The following is a 22,693-nucleotide window of genomic DNA, read 5'->3' on the forward strand; positions in this document are numbered from 1 at the left end:
TTTTAAGTGAAAAAGTCAATTTATGACGCACCAGTTATATCAATTAAATGTAAACGACATCCGATTTCCAGATCCACAACACGCCCTTAACTCCCCAGATGGATTACTTGCTGTAGGGGGCGATTTATCTGTCGAACGTTTAAAAGAGGCTTATCACAACGGTATTTTCCCATGGTTTAGTGATTGTGAACCCATTATGTGGTGGTCTCCAAGTGAGCGTGCAATTATTGAATTAGCTGATTTTCACGTCAGTAAATCATTACGTAAGCAATTAAAAAAAAGCCCTGTGAAGGTCACTATAAACACGGCATTCGAACAGGTTATTAGCGAGTGTATTAATCAACGTATTGATAATGAAGGAACTTGGATCACAGAGCAAATGAAACAAGCTTATTGCAATGCGCATCGCTGTGAAATAGCACATAGCCTTGAAGTATGGAGAGACAATAAATTAGTCGCAGGCTTATACGGTATAATGCAATGCGGTGTTTTTTGTGGTGAGTCGATGTTTCATCGTGAAACAAATTGTTCTAAGCTTGCGATGTGGGCACTTGTAAATTATTTACAAAAACATAATGTTCATTTTATTGATTGCCAATTAGAAAACCCTTATTTAATGTCTTTAGGTGCAGTGGTTATTCCTCGGAGTGATTTTTTGGATAAACTTGCAAAGGCAAAAAATTATACAATGTCGTCTAATATGTGGAAATCACAAGAGTTAAAAAACATTTATGACTGATCAAACTTCAATGCGAGTCGGTGTAAGCCAAGAATTTACCTGTAGTTACTTGCCTGATAGGCAAGAGCAAGTATTATTAATTTTAGAACCACACTATTATAATCCCGATAAATATGAGCAACTTTTAGCTTCGGGATTTAGACGCAGTGGTGATCAAATTTACCGACCCCACTGCCCTAGCTGTAATGCGTGTAAATCTATACGTGTGTTGGCGAATAAATTTATTCCATCTAAATCTCAAAAGCGCAAAGTTAATAAAACTAAAAAACAATTTACCTTGCGTTATTCAAACGTAGAAAAACCACAATACTACTCACTGTATAGTAAGTATATCAGCGAACGTCACGACGATGGCGCGATGTTTCCACCTAACCTAGAGCAATACAAAAGCTTTTTACTGTGTAACTGGTTAGAAATCATATTTATTGAGTTATGGGATAATGATAAATTAATTGCGGTTGCAGTCACCGACTGTATGAACAATGCAGTATCAGCCATTTATACATTTTTCGATCCTGATTATGCACACTTTAGTTTGGGTAGTGTGATGATTATTGCTCAAATTGAGTTTGCAAAAAAACACCAAAAGCAATTTCTCTACTTAGGGTATCAAATAGATGAATGTACTAAAATGAAGTACAAAACACAGTTTTTACCTGCTCAAAAATACGACAACAACGCTTGGTTGACTATTTAATTTGCAAAAATAGCCCGTGTAGCTTTACTTATTGTTGTATTTTGGGCAAAATCTGCAGCGTTTAACTATTAAAGAGGTGTTACGCTAAACATGGCGAAAGAAGACGTAATCGAAATGCAAGGAACTGTCCTTGATACTTTACCAAATACAATGTTCCGAGTTGAGTTAGAAAATGGTCACGTAGTTGTGGCTCATATTTCTGGAAAAATGCGCAAAAACTATATTCGTATTTTAACCGGCGATAAAGTAACGGTAGAAATGACACCTTACGATTTATCGAAAGGTCGCATCGTATTCCGTGCTCGCTAAGTAAGTGCGTTAACGAGATTTAGTTTTAGCTATTTTATCAGCTTTAACTTTTATTAAATATAATGCATGGTTTTCTATAAATTATATTTAATAAACAAAAAGCCCAGCTTATGCTGGGCTTTTTGTTGTTTATAATAAATGGCTATGCGGGCGTTAACGAGTTTTCATACTGAAAATCAATTTTATTCTCTTTAACTGACACTTTTACTGTGCCCCCATCAATTAAATCACCAAATAATATTTCATTGGCAAGTGGTTTTTTCAGCTCATCCTGAATCACACGTGCCATGGGCCTCGCTCCCATCGCTTTATCGTAGCCTTTATCTGCTAACCACTCTCTTGCTTTCGCTGAAAGCTCTAAATTAACCGACTTTTTATCTAACTGCGCTTGTAACTCAACAACAAATTTGTCGACCACTTGTAAAATAACGTCTTTCTCAAGATGGTTAAACCATATGATGTTATCTAAGCGGTTTCTAAATTCTGGTGAAAATACTTTATTAATTTCACTCATTGCATCGTGAGTGTGATCTTGCTCAGAAAAACCAATCGATTTACGAGTTGTTTCTTGCACGCCCGCATTTGTTGTCATCACCACAACAACATTTCTAAAATCTGCTTTACGGCCATTGTTATCGGTTAATGTACCGTGGTCCATTACTTGTAATAAAATATTATAAATATCAGGATGCGCTTTTTCTATTTCATCAAGCAACACGACAGCATGAGGATTTTTTATAACAGCTTCAGTGAGTAATCCACCTTGCTCAAAACCAACATAACCTGGTGGTGCACCAATTAATCGACTTACAGCATGACGTTCAACATATTCAGACATATCAAATCGAATAAACTCAACCCCCATGCACTTACCAAGCTGTTTAGTGACTTCTGTTTTACCGACACCCGTTGGGCCTGCAAATAAGAAAGAACCTACCGGTTTATTTTCATTTGCCAATCCAGAACGTGATAAACGAATTGCAGAGGTTAATGCATCAATCGATTGGTCTTGCCCAAATACGAGCATTTTTAAATTGCGGTCTAAGTTTTTAAGGGTTTCTTTATCGGTAGAAGAAACATTTTGTGGTGGTATTCTGGCCATCTTCGAAATAATTAATTCAATATCAGATACACCAATTGTTTTCTTGCGTTTAGAGCTAGGCTGTAAACGTTGACTAGCCCCAGCTTCGTCAATAACGTCTATTGCTTTATCAGGTAAATGGCGTTCATTAATATATTTAGCGCTAAGCTCTGCAGCTGCTTTTAGCGCTTTTTGAGTATAACGAATACCATGATGCTCTTCGTAACGATCTTTTAATCCGTTTAAAATTTTAGTTGTATCAGAGACGCTCGGCTCTAAAACATCAATCTTTTGGAAACGACGAACTAAGGCACGATCTTTTTCAAATATATTTTTATATTCGTTGTAGGTAGTCGAGCCCATACATCTTAATTGGCCACTAGAAAGTAACGGTTTTAACAGATTCGACGCATCCATTACCCCACCAGAAGCTGCTCCTGCACCAATAATCGTATGAATTTCATCTATAAATAATATAGAACCGGGTTGGGCTTGCAACTCTTTAAGCAAACTTTTAAAACGCTTTTCAAAATCACCGCGATATTTTGTACCCGCAAGTAAAGCTCCCATATCTAACGAATATACAACGGCATCAGCAATCACTTCAGGCACCTGTTCGTTTACAATTCGATAGGCTAAGCCTTCGGCAATTGCTGTTTTACCAACGCCTGCTTCTCCCACTAATAAGGGGTTATTTTTCTTTCTGCGACATAATACTTGTACTGTACGTTCCACTTCACTATCGCGACCAATTAAGGGATCAATTTGCCCTTCTTTGGCCTGTAAATTTAAGTTAGTAGTAAAGCTTTCTAGTTTGGTTTTCTCTTCGTTTTGAACTTCTTGCACTTCATCATGAATGTCATCGGTATCATCACTTAATTCATCATCTGACTTTGAAACACCATGAGATATAAAATTAACAATATCTAAACGATTTATATCATTCTTTTTAAGTAAGTAAACTGCTTGGCTTTCCTGTTCCGAAAACATAGCAACTAATACGTTAACACCGGTTACTTCTTGCTTTCCTGAAGATTGCACATGAAACACAGCACGTTGTAAAACACGTTGAAAACCTAATGTAGGCTGAGTTTCACGTTCTTCTTCTAAATCGGGGATAACCGGTGTTGTTTCATCAATGAACTCTAATAACTCAGTTTTTAATCCGCTAATATTTACTGCGCATGCATTTAAAGCATCTGCAGCAGATGGATTATCTAGCAGTGCAAGTAAAAGGTGTTCTACTGTCATAAATTCATGTCTGCGTGTTCGCGCTTCACGAAATGCGACATTTAAAGTTAGTTCTAAATCTTTATTTAGCATTGGCAACCCCTTACAGAGATAAAATTATGTACCACATCAATTAAACGAAACCGTTAATTGGTCATTACTCCTGCTCACAACTACACAACAATGGATGCTCATTATCGCGTGAATACCGATTAACTTGCTCCACTTTAGTATAAGCAACATCGGCACTATACACACCGCAAATGGCTTTACCTTGTTGATGTATTTGTAGCATTACATCAGTTGCTCTATCGCTATCCATATTGAAAAAAGTCATTAAAATTTCGATTACAAAATCCATCGGTGTGTAATCATCATTATTTAATACTACTTTATATTTTCGTGGTGGTTGCAGTTTTTGCTTCTCACTATCACGAACAGTGTCTATTACACCTGAATCTTTCATACCACTCATAATTAAATATAGTCTTGTCTTTGTAACTCAAGCAAACTTGAATAAAAAATAAATTAAATGTTTAAAATTGTAACTAAAACCCTTGACTCACTGGTTAAATAATCTACATTTAAATTGTAGATTGGTTATCCCTAAATCAGTCTAGCAAATTATACAGTTTAGAATAACTAATTTAGTCAACTTATAGAAGGATGTACGAGTATGGCTTGCGGTAAGGTTAAATGGTTCAATAATGCTAAAGGTTTTGGTTTCATTGTAGAAGATGGTTCTGAGGATGATATATTCGCACACTATTCAACAATAGTTATGGATGGATATAAAACCCTTAAAGCCGGTCAAGATGTTACTTTTGAATTACAACAAGGGCCTAAAGGCATGCATGCTACTAATATTGCCCCTAACGGTGATATTATAGAATAGTTAAAAATATCCCCTTTAAGCGAGCTGCTTATTAAAGTTTCTCGCTTCCTCTTCTTTCTTACAAAAAGTGATTTTCATTTTAAAAATTGGCGAATACAAGCTGATTAAAAATTAGTTATACCTATTAATTCTATAAAATGAAGATTTGAATGTATTTATACCTAATGCTACCTCTAGCCCTTTTTAGTTAAGCTTGTTACACTCTGTATGTTAAATTATAAGCTTAAATATCTTTCACCTAAATTTGGTGAACAGGATGTATTCCTTATATTTAATTAAATTGATATTTAAAATTAGGATTCAGTTAGTCAGGTGTAGCTATTTATAATGATATGAGTACCGACACCTAACAAACTGTTCGTAGCCAGTTCGGTTATGAACTTATTGCATTGTTGAATATGGCCTAAGGCCTACTATCTAGGAATGATGATGACATCAAAAATTATCTATACTAAAACAGACGAAGCTCCAGCTTTAGCAACGTATTCGTTGCTTCCAATTATCCAAGCCTATACTAACGCTGCAGGTGTTGAAGTTGAAACACGTGATATTTCATTAGCAGGGCGTGTAATTGCAAATTTCCCAGACTACTTAACACCAGAACAACGCATTAGTGATGCACTGGCTGAATTAGGTGAGCTTGCTAAAACACCTGAAGCTAACATCATCAAATTGCCAAATATCAGTGCATCTGTTCCTCAATTACGCGCTGTTATCAAAGAGCTTCAAGGTAAAGGTTATGCATTACCTGATTACCCAGCTGAGCCACAAACAGATGAAGAAAAAGCAATTCAAGCTACTTATGATAAAATTAAAGGTAGTGCAGTAAACCCAGTATTACGTGAAGGTAACTCTGATCGTCGCGCGCCAGGTTCTGTTAAAGAGTATGCACGTAACAATCCACATTCAATGGGTGCATGGAGTAAAGATTCTCAGTCTTACGTTGCAAGTATGAACGAAGGCGATTTCTTTGGTTCTGAGCAATCTGTTACTGTAGACACTGCAACAGATGTTCGTATTGAACACGTTGCAACTAACGGCGACATCACTGTACTTAAGCAAAGCACACCACTTTTAGCGGGTGAAGTGATTGATGCATCACGCATTAGTGCTTCTAAGTTACAAGCATTTTTAGCAGCTGAAATTGATGCGGCTAAAGAAAAAGGCGTTTTATTCTCGCTTCACATGAAAGCGACAATGATGAAAGTTTCTGACCCAATTATTTTTGGTCACGCTGTTAAAGTATTCTACAAAGATGTGTTTGCTAAACACGGTGAGCTTTTTGCAGAGCTAGGCGTTGATGTAAATAACGGTTTAGGCGACGTATACGCTAAAATTCAAACTTTAGATGACGCTAAGCGCGAAGAAATCGAAGCAGATATTCAAGCTGTTTACGCTAACCGCCCTGCCATTGCTATGGTTGATTCTGACCGTGGTATTACAAACTTACATGTACCAAGTGACGTGATCATTGATGCATCTATGCCTGCTGCAATCCGTTCAAGCGGTCAAATGTGGAATAACGATGGTAAATTACAAGACACCAGTTTTGTTATTCCAGATCGTTGTTACTCAGGTATTTACCAAGCAACGATTGATTTTTGTAAAGTAAATGGCGCGTTTGATCCAAAAACTATGGGTAGCGTTCCAAACGTTGGCCTTATGGCTCAAAAAGCGGAAGAGTACGGTTCGCACGATAAAACGTTTGAAGCAAAAGCTGACGGCTCTATCCGTGTTGTTGACGCAAATGGCGCAACTTTACTTGAGCACACTGTTGAGCAAGGCGATATTTGGAGAATGTGTCAGGTTAAAGATGCACCAATCCAAGATTGGGTTAAACTTGCAGTAAACCGCGCACGTGCAACGGGTGTTCCAGCAATTTTTTGGTTAGACGAAAACCGTGCACACGATGCACAACTAATCAAAAAAGTGAACAAATACCTACCGGATCACGACACAGCTGGCTTAGATATTCAAATTTTAGCTCCGCTTGAAGCAACTCTTTTCTCTTTAGCGCGCATTAAAGAAGGTAAAGACACTATCTCTGTAACTGGTAACGTACTGCGTGATTACCTAACAGATTTATTCCCAATTTTAGAGTTGGGTACAAGTGCTAAAATGCTTTCAATTGTTCCACTTATGAATGGTGGTGGCTTATTTGAAACTGGCGCAGGTGGTTCTGCACCTAAGCACGTTCAGCAATTCGAAAAAGAAAACCACTTACGTTGGGATTCTCTAGGTGAATTTTTAGCACTTGCTGCATCACTTGAACATTTAAGTGTGACTGCGGGTAACAAAAAAGCACAAGTACTTGCTGATACCCTTGATAAAGCAACAGGTACTTTCCTTGCTGAAAACAAGTCGCCTTCACGTAAAGTAAAAGAAATTGATAACCGTGGTTCTCACTTCTTCCTATCTTTATTCTGGGCTCAAGAGCTTGCAAAACAAGATGAAGACAGTGAGCTTAAAGCACAGTTCACGCAAATTGCTAGCGATTTAGAGACACAAAAAGATCAAATCGTAAGCGAGCTTAATGAAGCGCAAGGTCCTGCTGTAGACTTATCTGGTTACTTCCAACCAAATGATGACGCTGCATTTAAAGCAATGCGCCCAAGTGCTACATTCAATGAAATTTTATCTAAATTAGTATAATTTAAGATTAAATTTAAAAACCGCTTACTTTAAAAGTAAGCGGTTTTTTTGTGTCTTAATTTTATATAAAAAGGCCGCTATTTATATAAAATTGCGGCCTTTATTTTACGATTACTTATAAATTATTTTGTATAAGCTCGCGGCATAGTTGACTCTGTAGTGTAACGGTCACGTAGTTTATCTTGACGCGATTGTGTAGACACTTCTTCGCCGTTAATAATCATTGTATTTACATGACTACTTAGCTCAAATGGATCATTACTCCATACTACCACGTCAGCCGCTTTACCCACTTCGAGGCGACCTGCATTAATACCAAAAACATCGGCTACATTAGACGTAACAGCTTTTAATGCGCCATGCTGGCTCATGCCATACGAAACAGCATTACCTGCATCAAAGCGAAGCTGATAGATATTATGACTGGCATCTCCGCCTACAGTTAAAATAACCTTTACGCCTGCTTTTTCAAGCACCGCTGCGTTATCTAAACTTGCATGTAATGAGTCAAAACTTGAAGGTAAGCTGTCCATTGCACTGATGATCACAGGGACTTGTGCTTGAGCGAGCTTCTCTTTTACTACAACAGCATCTTGGGCACCATTTAGCACTAACTTAATGCCAAACTGTTTTTTAACTTTAAGAAGCTCGACAATATCTGCCGCACGCGATACACCTACGACAAGTGGCATCTGGCCACTCAATACTTTAGCCATTACTTTATCTTCAGTACTTGGCTTGCTATCGTCGTCTTTTTTAGATTTTTTAGAAGCTTTACGTTGATGCTCTTCAAGCTTATTCATTAGTGTTTGCAATGTAAAAGCACGAGAGCCTTTTCTGCGTTCACCTAAATCAACAATTAAAGCCGCTTGTTTTTGAATGTCGCTGTCAAAGCTACCACTCAAATCGACAACACTTGCAAGACCAGCAAAAATACTATCGCCACCGTGAGGGGTTATGACATCGCGTGTAACCCCACCTTTGCGAGCGTAAGGTATTAAGCTTGAATGCGCGTTATAAGCAAGGCTTACATCAAAATCAATACCCGCTTTTTCTTCGCCTGCATCACGAGAGCCCGCAACAGCACTCACTTCAACAAGGCCTAGCTGATTAATACTTGAAATAAAACCAGGCGTAACAATTTGGCCTTTTGCATCTATAACTTTGTCTGCTTGCACTTGAGTTGGATTAATGGCGGTAATTTTCCCGTTATCCATTATTATGCTCGCATTTTCTAAAATGCCTTGCTCAGTTGAGGTATGCAGAGTGGCATTAACAATAGCAAGCGATTGTGCGCTGGCAAAACCTGAGCTTAATAATCCAGCAGCAACCAGAGATAGCGAAAACGAACGTGATAAATTTTTCATTCTGGGCTCCTTATTGTTGACCTAACATAAAATCACTTTGTGCTTGGAATGCGCTATCGTTTCTATCATAAACTTTTGCACCATCAACAAACACTTGCTCAGCTTTTGCGTAAACACTAAACGGGCTTTGATTCCAAATAACGACATCACCTTGTTTACCTGCTTCAAGCGACCCTGTTTTATCATCAATACCTAATGATTTAGCAGCATTAGATGTGATCCACTTAATAGCGTGTTGCTCTGAAATATCAAAGCCATTTTCATTTGCACGGTACATCACTTTACCCGCTTCTTGATTTAAGCGCTGAATCGTTGTATCTGAATCTGAGTGCACAATCGCACACGAATTTTTAACCGCATCAACAATTGCTACATTTTCTTGAACCATGTCGTAGGCTTCCATTTTAAAGCCCCACCAATCTGGCCAAAGTGCAGCACACGAGCCATTATCAGCAAGAAGGTCGGCAATTTTGTAAGCCTCTACCCCATGATGAAATGTACCTGCGTGGTAGTTAAACTCTTTAGAAAGGTCAATCATCATGGCCATTTCTTCAGCTTTATAACAATGATTATGGATCAGGACTTCACCTTCAAGCACTGCTCGCAAGGTATCGTGCTTAATATCACGAATAGGTGCTTCTGGGTTTAAACCAGCCTCGTAATCAGCGTCGTATTTGTCCCATGCACGCTTATACTCTTGCGCTTCGGCCCATGCCATGCGGTAACCTGCCATGTTACCCATACGGGTTGAAGGTAATGTACCTTGGCGACCATAAACACGTTTAGGGTTTTCACCACAGGCCATTTTTAAGCCATTAGGTGCATCAGGAAATTTCATTGCTTGCATAGTGTGCGCAGGTACGTTTTTAAGCGTAACCCCTCGGCCACCAAATAAGTTAGCTGAGCCGGGTAAAATTTGTAATGAGGTAATACCGCCTTCACGAGCACGGTTAAAGCCTGGATCTTGTGGCCATACAGAATGCTCTACCCAAACCTCTGCGGTATTTGGGCTGGTCATTTCATTGCCATCTTGATGCGACTCAACAGACGGGCTTGGATAAGCACCTAAATGAGAGTGAACATCAATAATCCCCGGAGTTACCCATTTTCCCATTGCGTCAATGGTCGTATCTGCATCAGCTGATAAGTCTTTGCCTACTTGCTTTACTTTACCATCAACAAGTAAAACATCTGTATCATCTAAACGCTCACCCGTACCAGTAAGTACCGTCGCGTTTGTAATTAATGTACTACTTATCGCTACGGGCTTGTAAGTACTTGGGTAAGGGTTTTTATTAATTGTTATTTTTGGATTTTGAGGGCCATTTTCTTGGCAACCAACGAGTGCAGCAGCTAAACCTACTGCTAACAATGAGGGAGCAAATTTTTGCATTTTGTTCGATTCTCCTATTTTTTTGTTACTTTAGCGAAAGCTAAGTAATAAAGCTAAAAAAACAGGTAAAAAAGCGATTAATTGAGTTAAATGGCTGTAATTATTTTTTTATATAATTGTTATAAAGTTTTTCAAGCGCACCTTCAGTAGTCAGTGACGGATCTTTGCTTATAAAGTGCTTAACGGTACGTGTTACAAAATCTGAGTTTTGTTTATACTGCTTTGAAAAATCTTTAATTAGAGTATTACCGTCTTTCGCGGCGGTTACTTTATCATGGCGATGATGATATTGACTCAGTGCTTTATTAAAGTCGCCGTTATAATCTTCAACTAAAATTTTATAAAAATCACTTTTTTGTACTTTAAGTGTATTTATACAATAGTTTAAAGCTTCCTTGAAGTCGGTGAAAGTCATACCTTCTACATCAAACTCTTTTGTTTTTTCGCGTACAGTGACACGTGCTTCCTCGGTTGCGTAACTAAAGCCTGTAAAAGCTAAGCGCTCGGCAGCTTCTTTACCTAACTTCATACCCGCTTGAATACTATGCGCAAACTCATCACTCATTTCGCTAAGCTCACTTTCTTCCCACATACTGTATACCCGCAATGCTTTGGCATATTTACTTGAGAGCTTTTTTTTCAGTTTAGTAAAGCGCTCATCTATGCTCATCAGTCTTTCATTATGAAGTAATGCATGGCATTCATAACATGCTGCAATCGACACAAAATCAGCTTCTTCGCCTAAATCTACAATGCTTTGTAGCATATGAAGCGGTGGACAATGATCGCGCTTAGTCGCTTCGCAGCCACAATAAAAACACTGATTAAAGTTCTTGTGATCGCATGCATAGGCATGTTGATAGTAATTTGCTAATGATTTGCTCACGTTCGTTCCTAAAATATTGATTCGCAATGGCCGCTGAAATCAGAACAGCCTGAAGGTTTTTGTCAGCGACTAAGTATGTAATTATTATATTATTGCGGCAATTAAACCAAATAAGCCACCAAATACACCACCCCAAACCACTAACCAGCCTAAGTGCTCTTTTATCAAAGTTTGAATGATTTCTTTGACCATTTTTGGCGTGAGCTCTTCTAGTCGATCATCAACTAATTTTATAACGGTGTCGTATAATTGCTCATGACTGTTATTACCCATTAAGGTCGTGCTAACTAAATCAGAAAACTCTTCTGTTTCACTTATTTGTGATAAAGATAACTGCATTTTCTCAATAAATTTTTCACGCATGGGTTCAATGGCCTCAGTACCACCAAACATACCGAGCATGCTGCCAAATTGAGATTGTTCGATAACCTGTAATAAATTATCAAATGCAGGGTTTAAATCAACGCCTGCTATTATCTCAGAAAAATCAATATTTGGTTTAACGGTTTTAAGTAAGTTAGCTATTTTTTGTTGAGAAAAAAACTCAGTAATAATGAGGTTACGAATGGCCGCTTTAAAACTTTCAAACTTTAATGCGATCACCCCTGAACCATATATAAATGGCACTCTTTCAAATAGCATATGAATAGCAATTAAATTTGTTACAGCACCAGATAAGGCAAATAAACCAATCGATAAAATGACTGATTGAGCTGTTAAGTAGCCAAAAACGACAAAGATTGTCGCGAGTGTATTAGTTATTAAACTTTTATTCATAATGTATTCCGTAATATAAAACCTGCGTTTACTAAATGGATAGCAAAAGCGACAACACGATATAAATTTAATTAAATCTGTTAAAAAATAAAAAGACCGCTATATTTAAAAGGTATCCAATCGTTAAATTATTTAGCTACGTCATTGGAGATGAAAATGAAAGACTTTAAATCACAACGTATAACATGTCCTCATTGCGGACATCATATACACTTAGACTTAGATGCAAGTATGGGCGATCAAGATTATATTGAAGACTGTACTGCATGTTGCAACCCTATTCATTTAAATATGCATATTGATCATATTAATAAAAAACTAGAATTACATATTGATAGTGACGATGAACAAATCTTTTAGCCTTTTTGCTGCATATAATTTTCAACAGTATTAACTATGGTATAAGTTTGCTGGTCAACTTCTATATTTAACTTGTCACCTTGCTGTGCAATACCTAAATTTGTAATTGATAATGTTTCTGGGATCAGATGTAACCAAAAACCTTCATCATCTATATGACCGACAGTTAGACTCGCACCATTAATTGCAATAAAACCTTTATAAAGTACATATTTTTTCCAGTTTGCTGGCACGTTTAATTTAATTTTACAATTATTCCCCTCGTTTATTCTCGAAGCGATGGTAGCCTTACAATGAATATGCCCAGAGACTATATGCCCACCTAATTCTTTACCAAATGTCATAGAGCGTTCAAAATTAACCCTATGCCCAACAACTAAATCATTTAAATTGGTAAGCGCTAGCGTTTCATCTATTATATCAAAGTGGATCTCAACACCATCTAATATTGATTTAAATTCGGTCACGGTCAAACAACAACCATTTATAGCGATGCTCGCCCCAATTTCTAACTTAGTTGCATATTGTGGTTTAACGTTAATAACGAGTTTTACGATTCCATCGTCTTTGGTTATTTGAGCAATTTTAGCCTGAGTTTGAATGATACCGGTAAACATAATTTTACTTTTAAATAATCAAAAGCTAATTTTAACCGAACAAATATAAAAATCACTAGCAGTTTGTTTTTTATTAATAACTTTATCAATTACAATAGTATTCTTTAGGATTAACAATTAGCTATTATGACATTTTGTAAATGGGAAGCTAAAAAGCTACTTGCGCTAGCTTACCCTGTATTTTTAGCACAAGTTACACTGATATTAATGTCAGTAGTCGATACAATTATGGCAGGACAAGTTAGTCCGACGGACTTAGCCGCACTCTCAGTTGCTACCGGCGTCTGGAATCCATTATTATTAGCTATTCAAGGAATCTTACTTGCATTAACAGGCATTATTGCACAGTGTTATGGTGCAAATAATAAATCTGCAATAAGTCATTACTTCCAGCAAGCCTTATATTTAACAGCCGCCCTAGCCATTATTGGATTTATTATTGCGAGTTTTTCTGATGTCGTTATTTCAAATCTAGATACCAGCCCCGCTATTGCAAGCTTAGCGAATGATTATATTCGTTTTGTTAAGTGGGGGATTTTTGGCTTTCTTATTTTTACTTGCTATCGTAACGTCACAGAAGGGATGGGAATGACTAAGCCTGCCTTTTATATAAGTTTACTTGGCTTAGCCATTAATATTCCAGCTAATTATATCTTTATTCATGGAAAGCTTGGTGTGTCATCTTATGGTGGAGCAGGATGTGGGATCGCAACAACGCTGGTGTTAACAGTTATGGCGATTGCTCAAGTGATTTTTTGTCATTATAGTAAAAAAGTTGATGCAAAAAAATTACTGTCGCCATTTGCAAAGCCCGATTTTAGTACCATTAAAACAATGACTAAACTTGGCATTCCGATTTCATTAGCCACTTTTTTTGAAGTAACATTATTTGCCTGCATCCCTTTATTTATAGCTCACTTAGGAGCGGTGGCGATTGCAGGTCATCAAATAGCGGGCAGTGTCACTACACTGCTATTTATGATGCCTTTGAGTTTATCTATTGCTATAAGTATTCGAATCGGAAACCTATATGGGCAAAATAACATTAAGCAATTAAAAACATTCGTTAGCACAAGCTATATATTAGCTATTGCGATTGCCATCATCTTAGCCACATTTACTTTTTTAGGCCGTACAAGAATTAGTGAATTATATAGCGATAGTCCACAAGTCATTGCGCTTGCCTCTTCTATTATGATCCTTGCGTGTCTTTATCAACTTCCTGATGCGCTACAAGTTTCTGCTAATGGTATTTTAAGAGGCTTAAAACATACAGCCCCCATTTCATATATTACCTTTATCTCTTATTGGTTAATTGGATTTGCTTTAGGTTTTATTTTAGCGAGAACGGATTTAATCACCTCCCCAATGGGGCCACATGGTTTTTGGGTAGGGATCATTGTCGGTTTAACATTTGCTGCCGTTTTATTAATGTACACGGTACATAAAAAGTTAAAATCACTGGGAGTATCTGGCAATAAAAAAGCCATAATTTAAAAAATATGGCTTAAACAATCACCCGAATTTAAAGCCTATTTAGTTTAAACTAAATAGGCTAAACAATTAAAATAATGACTCAAAGTCGCCATTATCAAACTGGACTCCAGGTAAACCTCTAACTGAGGTGACATCCCCTATTTTAGTATCACCAAAATAGAGACCCCCACTATAATCACTGCCAGATTGTTTTACATCTAACCAACGACCATATTGGCCTTTAATAACTAAACTAATATTATCATTTACTTCTCGAACTGAGATGTCTAATGCGTTTTGGTTTATACTTATGTATACATCACCCGAAGAAATATCTGATAACTGCGTTACATTTCCAACATAACCGAATACAAAGTCACTAGCACCACCAATTGGCATATCTAGCTCGATTGAAAATACTAAATCATCGTTGTCTTCACCAATAAACGGAGTTGTTTCGATTGCTGTTATATGAAAACCTGTCGTTTGTACACTGCTTGAATATAAACCAATCAATTCTAAACTTGATAAGGTTGTGGATTCGCTATTTGAAGATGTAATTGAACGATCAAAGCTTACAAATAAATTAGCGGTGAATTCACTATCGGGTTTTATAATCACAATATCAGTGTTAAGTTCAGCAATGCCTGTATCAGTTTCATCAACAGCATCATTGATACCATCAAGCTCAATGACGAAATCGGAAACATCAACATTTAATATCGTATCGTTATCTATTATTGATGCATTCATGACGCCTTCAATACGATTTCCTAAAACTCCACTAATACGAAAACTAGGTATTGATAAATCAATATTTAAAGGAAGACCATCAAAAGAGCCTATTATTGACCAAGAATAAGGCGAACTACTATATTCTATAGTAAGGTCTTCTAAAATATACACCCCTGATGAAGGGGGATTATCGCTCAAAGGAGAGTATTCACTAAGAACGATATTCACTACTTTCGATAGTACCGTTAATGTATTTTTCGCCTCATCATCAAATGCATTTTCTAACTCAGACAGTTTAATATCTAACTCTTCATTAAAAGTACCTTCTTGTAATCTCGCTATAGCTAAAACATTACGCGTATTAACCAGAAGATCCCGGGACTCTAATTCAGGTGTATCGTTAGTGCGTTGTTCCCAATCAGAAAATGTAGAGATACTAGATAGTGTTTGTAGTGCATCCCCGACAACACTTTGTATCAGTACATTACCTTGTTCGTTAAATAAATTACTTGATAAGTATTGCTTCGCAAGTTGATTAAATAAATCCCATGATTCGTCAGGTTTACCATTTACTACAAAATCAGTGAAGGCATCTGATAAACTAAAGTTACTATCAAGTGATGGTGCGACGATAGCAGCATAAGTATATGCATTTGCAATAATTTCTTTCTCTTGTGTATCATTAAGGGCGCTATGAGATACATGATTAAAGCTTGTAGCAGAAAGGCTTGCTAGCTCTGCAGATAATGTTTTTTGTACTAATAAAGTACTCATCGGTGAGAAAAATACTTCATTTGCTCCAGGCGCCATAAATGCTTGGGTCTGATAAGTTAAAACACTATCTGTATTTTCCTGATAATCAATGAGCGCATTATCATTTACATCATTGTCATCACCTCTCGCAACCCGACCACATCCAGTAAAGCTAGGACAAGTAACTGTTGAATCTAATGGAATAAACTCAAAAACAAGGTATGTAAGTGCGTCACTGCTATAACTATATGCATTTATATCTTCAACTTCGATTGTGCTCAGTACATCTCCCTGAAAATTCTTGGTTACAAGCGTTCCTTTAGGAGATTGCCAGTTAGGCAAGTAAAAACCAACTGTCGCGGGTGATGAAGTAATTGATGTACTGATTTCATTTGAACTGGCACTATCTGAAGAACCGCCGCAACCAAAAAGAAAACATGCAAGCCCTAAAGGTAATAGTTTATTTAACATCTTAAATCCTTAAAACTTTATGTTAATGTACCAATTAATATTGGCGTAATAAGCTTTATCTAAATCAAAATTATCAGTTTGTAGATTTAAACCAAAATAATCATTTTCAATACCAAAAAGCATTGCTTCACTTTTAGATTCATACCCTGCTTGTACTTTCCAATGGTCCCAAAAATGTATACGCCCCTTTAATTGTGAGAACGTATCCTGATCGTATTGTTTAACAGTAAGGGCTGTCGAAAACCAATCGTTAATACGATAATCGGCAAAAGCCTGCACCCTCATTTTCATTTCAAAGTCATGGGATTGTGTATTATTGTTGTCGGATGTAGATAAAGAAACCGTTGGTTGACTAATTACATTACCATCACTATTAACCCCATAAGGCACTTCAACTGCTTGTCCTGTAACATAACCACTGTTATCGTATTTTGCCTTATAAAATAAATCTTTTACGCTAACACCAATTTGTAAATCATTATTAACCTGCCAGTTTGCAAAAATATCAAAACTATAACCTATACTTTCGGGGTTATTTGACGGTGTGTATTTTTTAAATAAAATATCTTTTGAAAAATAATAATCAACATCAATGTCGCCTTCTACTTCATCGCTGTAGATATGGCCGTCAACTGTACCATCTTGATAATGGGTACTTGCAAACACCGATAGCTTAGGTGTAATTGTTAGTGCATTATCTTCTAATAACTTAAAATCATAAGAAACAAACACCCCATTTGAAGTAACCTGTTTTGCATCTAAATAATAAGTATAAAAACGCTCTTCAAAAGGTAAGTCATTTTTTTCTGTATGCGTATACAAAGCTGTATCGGGATCAAAATTAAGTACATAATCAAATCGACTTTGTAAACCTATTTTAAAGCCACCGTAACCCGCACCGATTTCAAATAAATTATAAGTGAACGCACTATCACCGGATGTTAAAGGGGCATCGAAATCATCAATAAATGCTTTGATTGGTTGAGCTTCGGTATAAATTTCAGAATCAAAATTTGTAAAAACTTCAAATTGATTATTTGCAGATAAAAATGGAGATAATAAGCTGGTTGAAAATCCTAGAAGCAGAATTTTTTTTTTCATATTTAATAGTTTTCCATAAAAAAAGGGAAAAGCTTGGCTTTTCCCTTTAATATTATAGCGATTACTTAGTCATATCGACTAATGTAACATCTGTATAATCAATCGTTGTTTCGTCAATGTATGTTACAGAAATACCATTTACAATTTCAGTAACTGTACCAAATACCATTGAACTATCAGCATAATCTGCAGAGATAGAACCTTCAAAATCCGCACCTTCAGTGCGCATTACAGATAGGTGGTAACCCATAGCACTTACACCCGCTACAGAATCAACCATGATATCAATCATATCCATTTCAGCTTCTGAATCAGCGTAGTTGTAAGTCCCCATTACAGAGAAATCAACATCACCTGACATTCCGTCAAGTGTTACTGAGTCAACCATTGCTGTTTCATCGGTAGAATGACTTAAAGTACCGCTAAAGCCAGAATCACCATCAGTAATAACAACATTATTGTAAGACTGAGTCATTACGATTTCAGCATCATCGACAGTATCTGCAGTAACATCACTATCAAACGAAACTACTAAACATGAACCAACGATCGCTGTTGTGTCGTATGCAACACACTCAGTTAACGCAGCTTCAGTATCGTCTTGAGTTGTAAACTCAATAGTTGCGCCTGACTCAGCTACTAATGTCGCACCCCAAGCAATTACTAATTTTTCGCCTTCGTATGAAGCATTAGCAGTAATCATTTCACCTGACGTTTCGTTAGTTAATGAAAGACGTAATTCATCAACGCTGTAGTCATAAGTCCAGTTTTCATTACGTGCTGAAATACCTGAAGCATTATCACCCATATCAGAAATTTCATCGATTACATCAATGATTAAGTCTGCAGCATCTACTACAGACTCAGTGCCTGTGTGAGTTAAAACTGTCATAGTAGCAACTGAATCAGTTGTTGAAACAACAGATTCTAACACGGTAAATTTAGCAACAGCATTTTCTGCAGCAAGTTTTAAAGCTTGTGCTTGTGCAAATTGATCAGTAGCAAGTGCGCTTTGCGCGTCAGTATCATAAGCTTCTAACGAAGCTAATAATTCAGCTGCAGCATCAACATCTTCATCCGTTTCAGCAACACCAGCATACTCAGTTGCCGCCGAGATTGCTTGTTCAAGCGCAGTTTCAAATTCCATAATAGCAAGTTCAAACTCTGAAGATGCAACAACCGCCGCTTCAGCTAAAACTAACCCAGCAGCTGCTTCTTCTGCGTTTGATAAACTAACATCAGCCGCTAAGATAGCATTTTCTGAAGCTACTTCAGCAGCAGTTGCAGTCTCTTCACTAAGCATAGCTGCAGCATATAAAGAATTTGCAGTTTCTCTTGCTGAAGCAACCACAACATCATATTCTTCTTTTACTGCATCAGCCTCTGCAACTAAGTCAGCTAAATCATCGTTAAATGTAAGCACTTTACTATTTTCAGATTCCGCACCGCTTAGTAAATCAGAAGCAGAATCAGCAATAGATTGATAATCGCTGTTTTGTGTTACAAGTAAATCAGCTACCGACACATAACCTTGAGCTGTCGTGAATAGGCGAGTTGTTTTAACTAATAAATCAGCAGCTTCACTGTAAGCAACTAAAGAATCAACTGCTACAGTAAATGCTAATGCCGACGCATCATCAACAATAACACCTTCAGCATTATATGATTGAGCCGTCTCTAAATCAGTTTGAGCTGTAATAACCATTTCTTCAATGCTATCAAGTGTTACTTCAGAAGCTGTTATTCCCGTTGTTACTGTAGTTGCTAAATCAGCATAAAATGCATCGTCAATTTCGCAATCAGAAGTACATCCTAAAGTTTCTAGAGCAGATTGTGCTTCTTCAGCAGCAGCTAATAAGCTTTCTCTTGTTGCTGAGCCAGATTCAATCGCTGCAGTTATAGATGCTTCAACGGCTGCTTGAGTTTCAGAAATATAAGCTGCAATATCTGCCTCAGATGCATCAGGGTTATTAGCTAAATAAGCCGCTGTTAATGCAGCTGTTATTTGCGCTTGATCACCTGATAAAATAGCTACAAAGATATTTACTGTATTTGTAACAGCTTGCTGTAATGACGCTGTAATTGAAGCAACATCATCATCATCAGCAGCAATTGAAGCATCATCACTGTCAACAGATGAACCTGAAGTTACAGCTGAAGAGAATGTACTAATAAGATCATTAATTGATTCACCAGTCATGCTTTGTACAGCAGATGAGAATTGCGCCATAAGTAAGTTACTAGCATTTAACTCTTCAGTACCATCAGGCGAACTGATATCTGTACCGCCCGAAAGAGATAAATCAGCCAATACAGGCGCTAGTGTTAATGCCGCATCACGGCCAAGTATTTGGATTACAGCTTGAAGTGTTGATGTTGATACAGCCGAGCTATCAACAGATGAACCTAACATTAGATTAGAGATGATTGATGTTAAAAAGCTAACATTCGCGGTATTAGCACTTGTAACACCTAAATCACCTAAAGCAGAGCCAGAATCAGCATCAGCTGGAGCAATATATTTTACAACAGAAAGTTCAATATCAGCTTTAAACCACTCACCAAATTCAATATTTAAATCACCATCATTTGGTAACTCTGGGGTATAAGCTTGATCATATGTGCCACAACCTGTGTATGAATCACAACGAACTAAACTATCATCGCCATCTGCAGAAGCAGTTACTGTAATATATACCGCCCCTGTAAAGCTATCTTCTAAATAAATACTATAAGCGCCACTATCATCAGTTAAAACAGTTTCTGGATTAGAAGCAAGAATGGCAGAAGCAAGTTCACTATCGGCACTTTCTTGTGATAAACCTTCTCCTGTAAAACTTTCACCGTCTGTTGAAGGCTCTAAACGAAATGCAACGGGTGTACTTTCACCAGATTCATCTAACATAGAAACACTAACAACCGCATTATTTAATGCACCCTTGATTGCTTTACCACTTACTTCAGTACTAAAGCTAATAGTCTCAGATGAGCTATAAGTAACCGCTTTATCAACAGTTACATTATTATCATTATCTGAACCACACCCTACTAATCCTAATGATAATGCAACTGTAGCAGCAATTGGTGTAAACTTATTTTTATGACTTGCCATTTATTTCTCCTTGATAGCATCGATTAATTTACAATTACCAATGTAGTATATAAAAAAGGTACTTGCTTAGTTTTACAATTTAATTTCAAAATAAATAACCTTAGAAAACCCTTTAAAAAGATTAGTTATTTAGTATTATTTTTAATTGATTTTGATAAAAATAATAATTAAAAATAACATCCGTTTACATAAACTAACACGTTATCAATAAAAATATAATGTATTTTAGGTTACATTTTGATTATTAAGTTTGCATTACAAAAAACAATTCCATCTAAAAGGACTGAAATTAATACTTTTAACCTATATTATATAAACAAATATCTGGCTTATTTTGTTTAAGTGCAAGATTACTAACGAAAATCGGTACACTCACTACTTTGGTTACTATTTTACTCTATTAAACCTTGTATTTTTTTATTCCAATGTAAAAGTGATAACCGTTCAATGCTTCTACATTAAATTTTTAAATCACAAAGTGGTGTTTATCACAGCCAAGCTTTAATAATAATGCTAAAATTGCTGTCCTAATTTTATCTTCGAGCGACCTAACGCGTGAATGCTAATACTTATATTCCCGAACATTTTATTAATGATGTTAAAACTTATTTACCTGCGCACCTCAATTTAGATGATTTTATTGCGGCTTGTCGTCGCCCACTTAGAAAATCTATTCGTGTTAACACGTTAAAAATATCACTAACTCAATTTAAAGCATATGCTGATAAAAAAAACTGGCAACTAACACCAATACCCTGGTGTACTGAAGGTTTTTGGCTTGAACGCCCGCAAGAAGAAGAACAAAATTTAGCCTTAGGCAATACTGATCTACACCTTAGCGGTGCAATATATGTTCAAGAAGCAAGTTCAATGCTTCCTCCTTTGGCACTTAAAGAAAACATTGAAAAAAATGAACATAACTATGTTTTAGATATGGCTTCAGCGCCGGGATCAAAAACCTCTCAACTCGCTGCATTAATGAATAACCAAGGTGTGCTGGTAGCAAACGAATTATCATCATCTAGACTCAAAGTACTCAGTGCTACTTTAAAACGAATGGGAGTCGGTAACTGTGCATTATCGCACTTTGATGGTGTTATATTTGGTAACTACATGTTTGAATGTTTTGATCAAATTTTACTTGATGCACCTTGCTCCGGTGAAGGGACTGTCAGAAAAGACAGTGATGCATTAAAAAACTGGTCCATCGAGTCAAATAGAGATATTGCTAAAGTACAAAAAGAGTTAATTAAAAGTGCGTTTTATGCACTTAAGCCAGGTGGAACACTGGTATATTCAACATGTACGTTAACTCCCCTAGAAAATCAAGATGTGTGTGATTACCTACTCAATGAATTTGGTCAATATATCGAAACTGAATCATTAGCCTCTGTGTTTGATAACGCCCACAAGGCTTGCACAGAACAAGGTTACTTGCATGTTTGGCCACAAACCTTTGACAGTGAAGGCTTTTTCATCGCTAAGTTTAAAAAAATAGCCAGTTGTTCAAACCCAAATATAACAACTAAAAAAGGCGCTTTCCCGTTTACTTTATTTGATAACAAAGCAACGAATAGTTTTTTAGCTGATCTTAAAAAGCAGTTTGGCTTAATTGCGCTGCCTGGAAAATTGATGCGTAGAGACAAAGAGTTATGGCTATTCCCTGCTGGTTTTTCGAGTATAGAAAATAAAATAAAGTATGCCCGCCTTGGTATACAAGTTGGGATTATTCATAAAAATGGTGTTCGATTAACTCACGAATTTGCAACGGTATTAGGTAGTCAATGTACAAAAAATGTATACGAGCTCAATAGCATACAAGCTAACGACTATTTTAACGGTAAAGACATTCGCTTAGAGCAATCAATAAACGCATCAGGAGAAGTAATATTAAATTTATGCGGATGCCCTATTGGCTTAGGGAAGTGGCAGAAAAACAAGATAAAAAATTCCCTACCCAGAGATTTAGTACAAAATACAAAGCTAATTACTTGGGATTCAAAGCTATAACGCATAATTTAATTAAGGCTGAGTGGTTAATA

General features: G+C 36.8%; 18 protein-coding genes. 8 read left to right on the forward strand and 10 right to left on the reverse strand.

Translation table 11 applies throughout. From position 1 onward, the window contains the following. Positions 1–22 precede the first annotated feature (22 nt). The 3 genes from aat to infA all read left to right on the forward strand — a co-directional run bounded on the left by aat (position 23) and on the right by infA (position 1,745). The gene (aat, locus tag J8L70_RS04540; RefSeq protein WP_211054288.1) at positions 23–739 is read left to right on the forward strand and encodes a leucyl/phenylalanyl-tRNA--protein transferase; all 717 of its coding nucleotides are present in this window, start codon (positions 23–25) and stop codon (positions 737–739) included. Beyond that, positions 732–1,436 (forward strand): arginyltransferase, encoded by a 705-nt coding sequence (locus J8L70_RS04545; protein ID WP_211054289.1) that lies wholly within the window; start codon positions 732–734, stop codon positions 1,434–1,436. The genes aat and J8L70_RS04545 overlap by 8 nt, the downstream gene beginning before the upstream one ends. A 90-nt stretch (positions 1,437–1,526) precedes the next feature. Continuing rightward, entirely contained in the window at positions 1,527–1,745 is a 219-nt protein-coding gene (infA, locus tag J8L70_RS04550) for a translation initiation factor IF-1 (RefSeq protein ID WP_002962494.1), read from the forward strand. Between the two features lie 142 nt (positions 1,746–1,887). Here infA and clpA read toward each other — a convergent pair whose 3' ends face one another. Further along, positions 1,888–4,149, reverse strand: a complete 2,262-nt coding sequence (clpA, locus tag J8L70_RS04555) for an ATP-dependent Clp protease ATP-binding subunit ClpA (RefSeq protein ID WP_211054290.1) — start codon at positions 4,147–4,149, stop codon at positions 1,888–1,890. 64 nt (positions 4,150–4,213) lie between these two features. Next, the gene (gene clpS / locus J8L70_RS04560; RefSeq protein WP_211054291.1) at positions 4,214–4,522 is read right to left on the reverse strand and encodes an ATP-dependent Clp protease adapter ClpS; all 309 of its coding nucleotides are present in this window, start codon (positions 4,520–4,522) and stop codon (positions 4,214–4,216) included. A 210-nt stretch (positions 4,523–4,732) separates the two neighbouring features. Here clpS and cspD point away from each other — a divergent pair, with 210 nt between their 5' ends. Together cspD and J8L70_RS04570 are read left to right on the forward strand one after the other, a co-directional pair. After that, positions 4,733–4,951 (forward strand): cold shock domain-containing protein CspD, encoded by a 219-nt coding sequence (gene cspD, locus J8L70_RS04565; RefSeq protein WP_211054292.1) that lies wholly within the window; start codon positions 4,733–4,735, stop codon positions 4,949–4,951. Between the two features lie 429 nt (positions 4,952–5,380). After that, positions 5,381–7,603 carry an NADP-dependent isocitrate dehydrogenase gene (locus J8L70_RS04570; RefSeq protein WP_211054293.1) on the forward strand — a complete coding sequence of 741 codons (2,223 nt, stop codon included), beginning with the start codon at positions 5,381–5,383 and terminating at the stop codon, positions 7,601–7,603. Positions 7,604–7,725: 122 nt separating this feature from the next. Here the strand turns inward: J8L70_RS04570 and J8L70_RS04575 are convergent, their stop codons facing one another. The 4 genes from J8L70_RS04575 to J8L70_RS04590 form a co-directional block, all read right to left on the reverse strand. Continuing rightward, positions 7,726–8,970 carry an amidohydrolase family protein gene (locus J8L70_RS04575; protein ID WP_211054294.1) on the reverse strand — a complete coding sequence of 415 codons (1,245 nt, stop codon included), beginning with the start codon at positions 8,968–8,970 and terminating at the stop codon, positions 7,726–7,728. Between the two features lie 10 nt (positions 8,971–8,980). Beyond that, the gene (locus J8L70_RS04580; RefSeq protein WP_211054295.1) at positions 8,981–10,363 is read right to left on the reverse strand and encodes an amidohydrolase; all 1,383 of its coding nucleotides are present in this window, start codon (positions 10,361–10,363) and stop codon (positions 8,981–8,983) included. A gap of 100 nt (positions 10,364–10,463) precedes the next feature. Beyond that, a complete protein-coding gene (locus J8L70_RS04585) occupies positions 10,464–11,249 on the reverse strand; it encodes a hypothetical protein (RefSeq protein WP_211054296.1) in 786 nt (261 codons plus the stop codon). Positions 11,250–11,333: 84 nt separating this feature from the next. Continuing rightward, positions 11,334–12,026, reverse strand: coding sequence for a DUF445 domain-containing protein (locus J8L70_RS04590; protein ID WP_211054297.1), 693 nt, complete (start codon positions 12,024–12,026; stop codon positions 11,334–11,336). Positions 12,027–12,182: 156 nt separating this feature from the next. Here J8L70_RS04590 and J8L70_RS04595 point away from each other — a divergent pair, with 156 nt between their 5' ends. Continuing rightward, positions 12,183–12,386 carry a CPXCG motif-containing cysteine-rich protein gene (locus tag J8L70_RS04595; protein WP_211054298.1) on the forward strand — a complete coding sequence of 68 codons (204 nt, stop codon included), beginning with the start codon at positions 12,183–12,185 and terminating at the stop codon, positions 12,384–12,386. Here J8L70_RS04595 and J8L70_RS04600 read toward each other — a convergent pair. Next, entirely contained in the window at positions 12,383–13,003 is a 621-nt protein-coding gene (locus J8L70_RS04600; RefSeq protein ID WP_211054299.1) for a riboflavin synthase subunit alpha, read from the reverse strand. The two genes, J8L70_RS04595 and J8L70_RS04600, sit on opposite strands and share 4 nt — an antisense overlap. Positions 13,004–13,129: 126 nt before the next feature. Here J8L70_RS04600 and J8L70_RS04605 point away from each other — a divergent pair, with 126 nt between their 5' ends. Next, positions 13,130–14,500 carry an MATE family efflux transporter gene (locus J8L70_RS04605; protein ID WP_211054300.1) on the forward strand — a complete coding sequence of 457 codons (1,371 nt, stop codon included), beginning with the start codon at positions 13,130–13,132 and terminating at the stop codon, positions 14,498–14,500. Between the two features lie 66 nt (positions 14,501–14,566). Here the strand turns inward: J8L70_RS04605 and J8L70_RS04610 are convergent, their stop codons facing one another. The 3 genes from J8L70_RS04610 to J8L70_RS04620 form a co-directional block, all read right to left on the reverse strand. Then, the gene (locus J8L70_RS04610; protein WP_211054301.1) at positions 14,567–16,438 is read right to left on the reverse strand and encodes a hypothetical protein; all 1,872 of its coding nucleotides are present in this window, start codon (positions 16,436–16,438) and stop codon (positions 14,567–14,569) included. A 9-nt stretch (positions 16,439–16,447) separates the two neighbouring features. Further along, positions 16,448–17,539, reverse strand: a complete 1,092-nt coding sequence (locus J8L70_RS04615; RefSeq protein ID WP_211054302.1) for a hypothetical protein — start codon at positions 17,537–17,539, stop codon at positions 16,448–16,450. Between the two features lie 61 nt (positions 17,540–17,600). Then, entirely contained in the window at positions 17,601–20,651 is a 3,051-nt protein-coding gene (locus tag J8L70_RS04620; protein ID WP_211054303.1) for a hypothetical protein, read from the reverse strand. Between the two features lie 555 nt (positions 20,652–21,206). Between J8L70_RS04620 and rsmF the strand changes: the two genes are divergently transcribed. Further along, the gene (rsmF, locus tag J8L70_RS04625) at positions 21,207–22,661 is read left to right on the forward strand and encodes a 16S rRNA (cytosine(1407)-C(5))-methyltransferase RsmF (RefSeq protein WP_211054304.1); all 1,455 of its coding nucleotides are present in this window, start codon (positions 21,207–21,209) and stop codon (positions 22,659–22,661) included. Positions 22,662–22,693 lie beyond the last annotated feature (32 nt).

Origin of the sequence: Pseudoalteromonas sp. MMG010 (assembly GCF_018100905.1) — a bacterium.
Classification (GTDB): Bacteria; Pseudomonadota; Gammaproteobacteria; order Enterobacterales; family Alteromonadaceae; genus Pseudoalteromonas.

Bases quoted from the DNA above. Each gene is read 5' to 3' on its own strand.
- J8L70_RS04580 (WP_211054295.1), bottom strand. From the start codon at position 10,363: ATGCAAAAATTTGCTCCCTCATTGTTAGCAGTAGGTTTAGCTGCTGCA.
- infA (WP_002962494.1), top strand. From the start codon at position 1,527: ATGGCGAAAGAAGACGTAATCGAAATGCAAGGAACTGTCCTTGATACT.
- J8L70_RS04610 (WP_211054301.1), bottom strand. From the start codon at position 16,438: ATGTTAAATAAACTATTACCTTTAGGGCTTGCATGTTTTCTTTTTGGT.
- J8L70_RS04600 (WP_211054299.1), bottom strand. From the start codon at position 13,003: ATGTTTACCGGTATCATTCAAACTCAGGCTAAAATTGCTCAAATAACC.
- clpS (WP_211054291.1), bottom strand. From the start codon at position 4,522: ATGAAAGATTCAGGTGTAATAGACACTGTTCGTGATAGTGAGAAGCAA.
- clpA (WP_211054290.1), bottom strand. From the start codon at position 4,149: ATGCTAAATAAAGATTTAGAACTAACTTTAAATGTCGCATTTCGTGAA.
- J8L70_RS04545 (WP_211054289.1), top strand. From the start codon at position 732: ATGACTGATCAAACTTCAATGCGAGTCGGTGTAAGCCAAGAATTTACC.
- J8L70_RS04620 (WP_211054303.1), bottom strand. From the start codon at position 20,651: ATGGCAAGTCATAAAAATAAGTTTACACCAATTGCTGCTACAGTTGCA.
- J8L70_RS04595 (WP_211054298.1), top strand. From the start codon at position 12,183: ATGAAAGACTTTAAATCACAACGTATAACATGTCCTCATTGCGGACAT.
- aat (WP_211054288.1), top strand. From the start codon at position 23: ATGACGCACCAGTTATATCAATTAAATGTAAACGACATCCGATTTCCA.
- J8L70_RS04575 (WP_211054294.1), bottom strand. From the start codon at position 8,970: ATGAAAAATTTATCACGTTCGTTTTCGCTATCTCTGGTTGCTGCTGGA.
- J8L70_RS04605 (WP_211054300.1), top strand. From the start codon at position 13,130: ATGACATTTTGTAAATGGGAAGCTAAAAAGCTACTTGCGCTAGCTTAC.
- J8L70_RS04590 (WP_211054297.1), bottom strand. From the start codon at position 12,026: ATGAATAAAAGTTTAATAACTAATACACTCGCGACAATCTTTGTCGTT.
- J8L70_RS04615 (WP_211054302.1), bottom strand. From the start codon at position 17,539: ATGAAAAAAAAAATTCTGCTTCTAGGATTTTCAACCAGCTTATTATCT.
- J8L70_RS04570 (WP_211054293.1), top strand. From the start codon at position 5,381: ATGACATCAAAAATTATCTATACTAAAACAGACGAAGCTCCAGCTTTA.
- cspD (WP_211054292.1), top strand. From the start codon at position 4,733: ATGGCTTGCGGTAAGGTTAAATGGTTCAATAATGCTAAAGGTTTTGGT.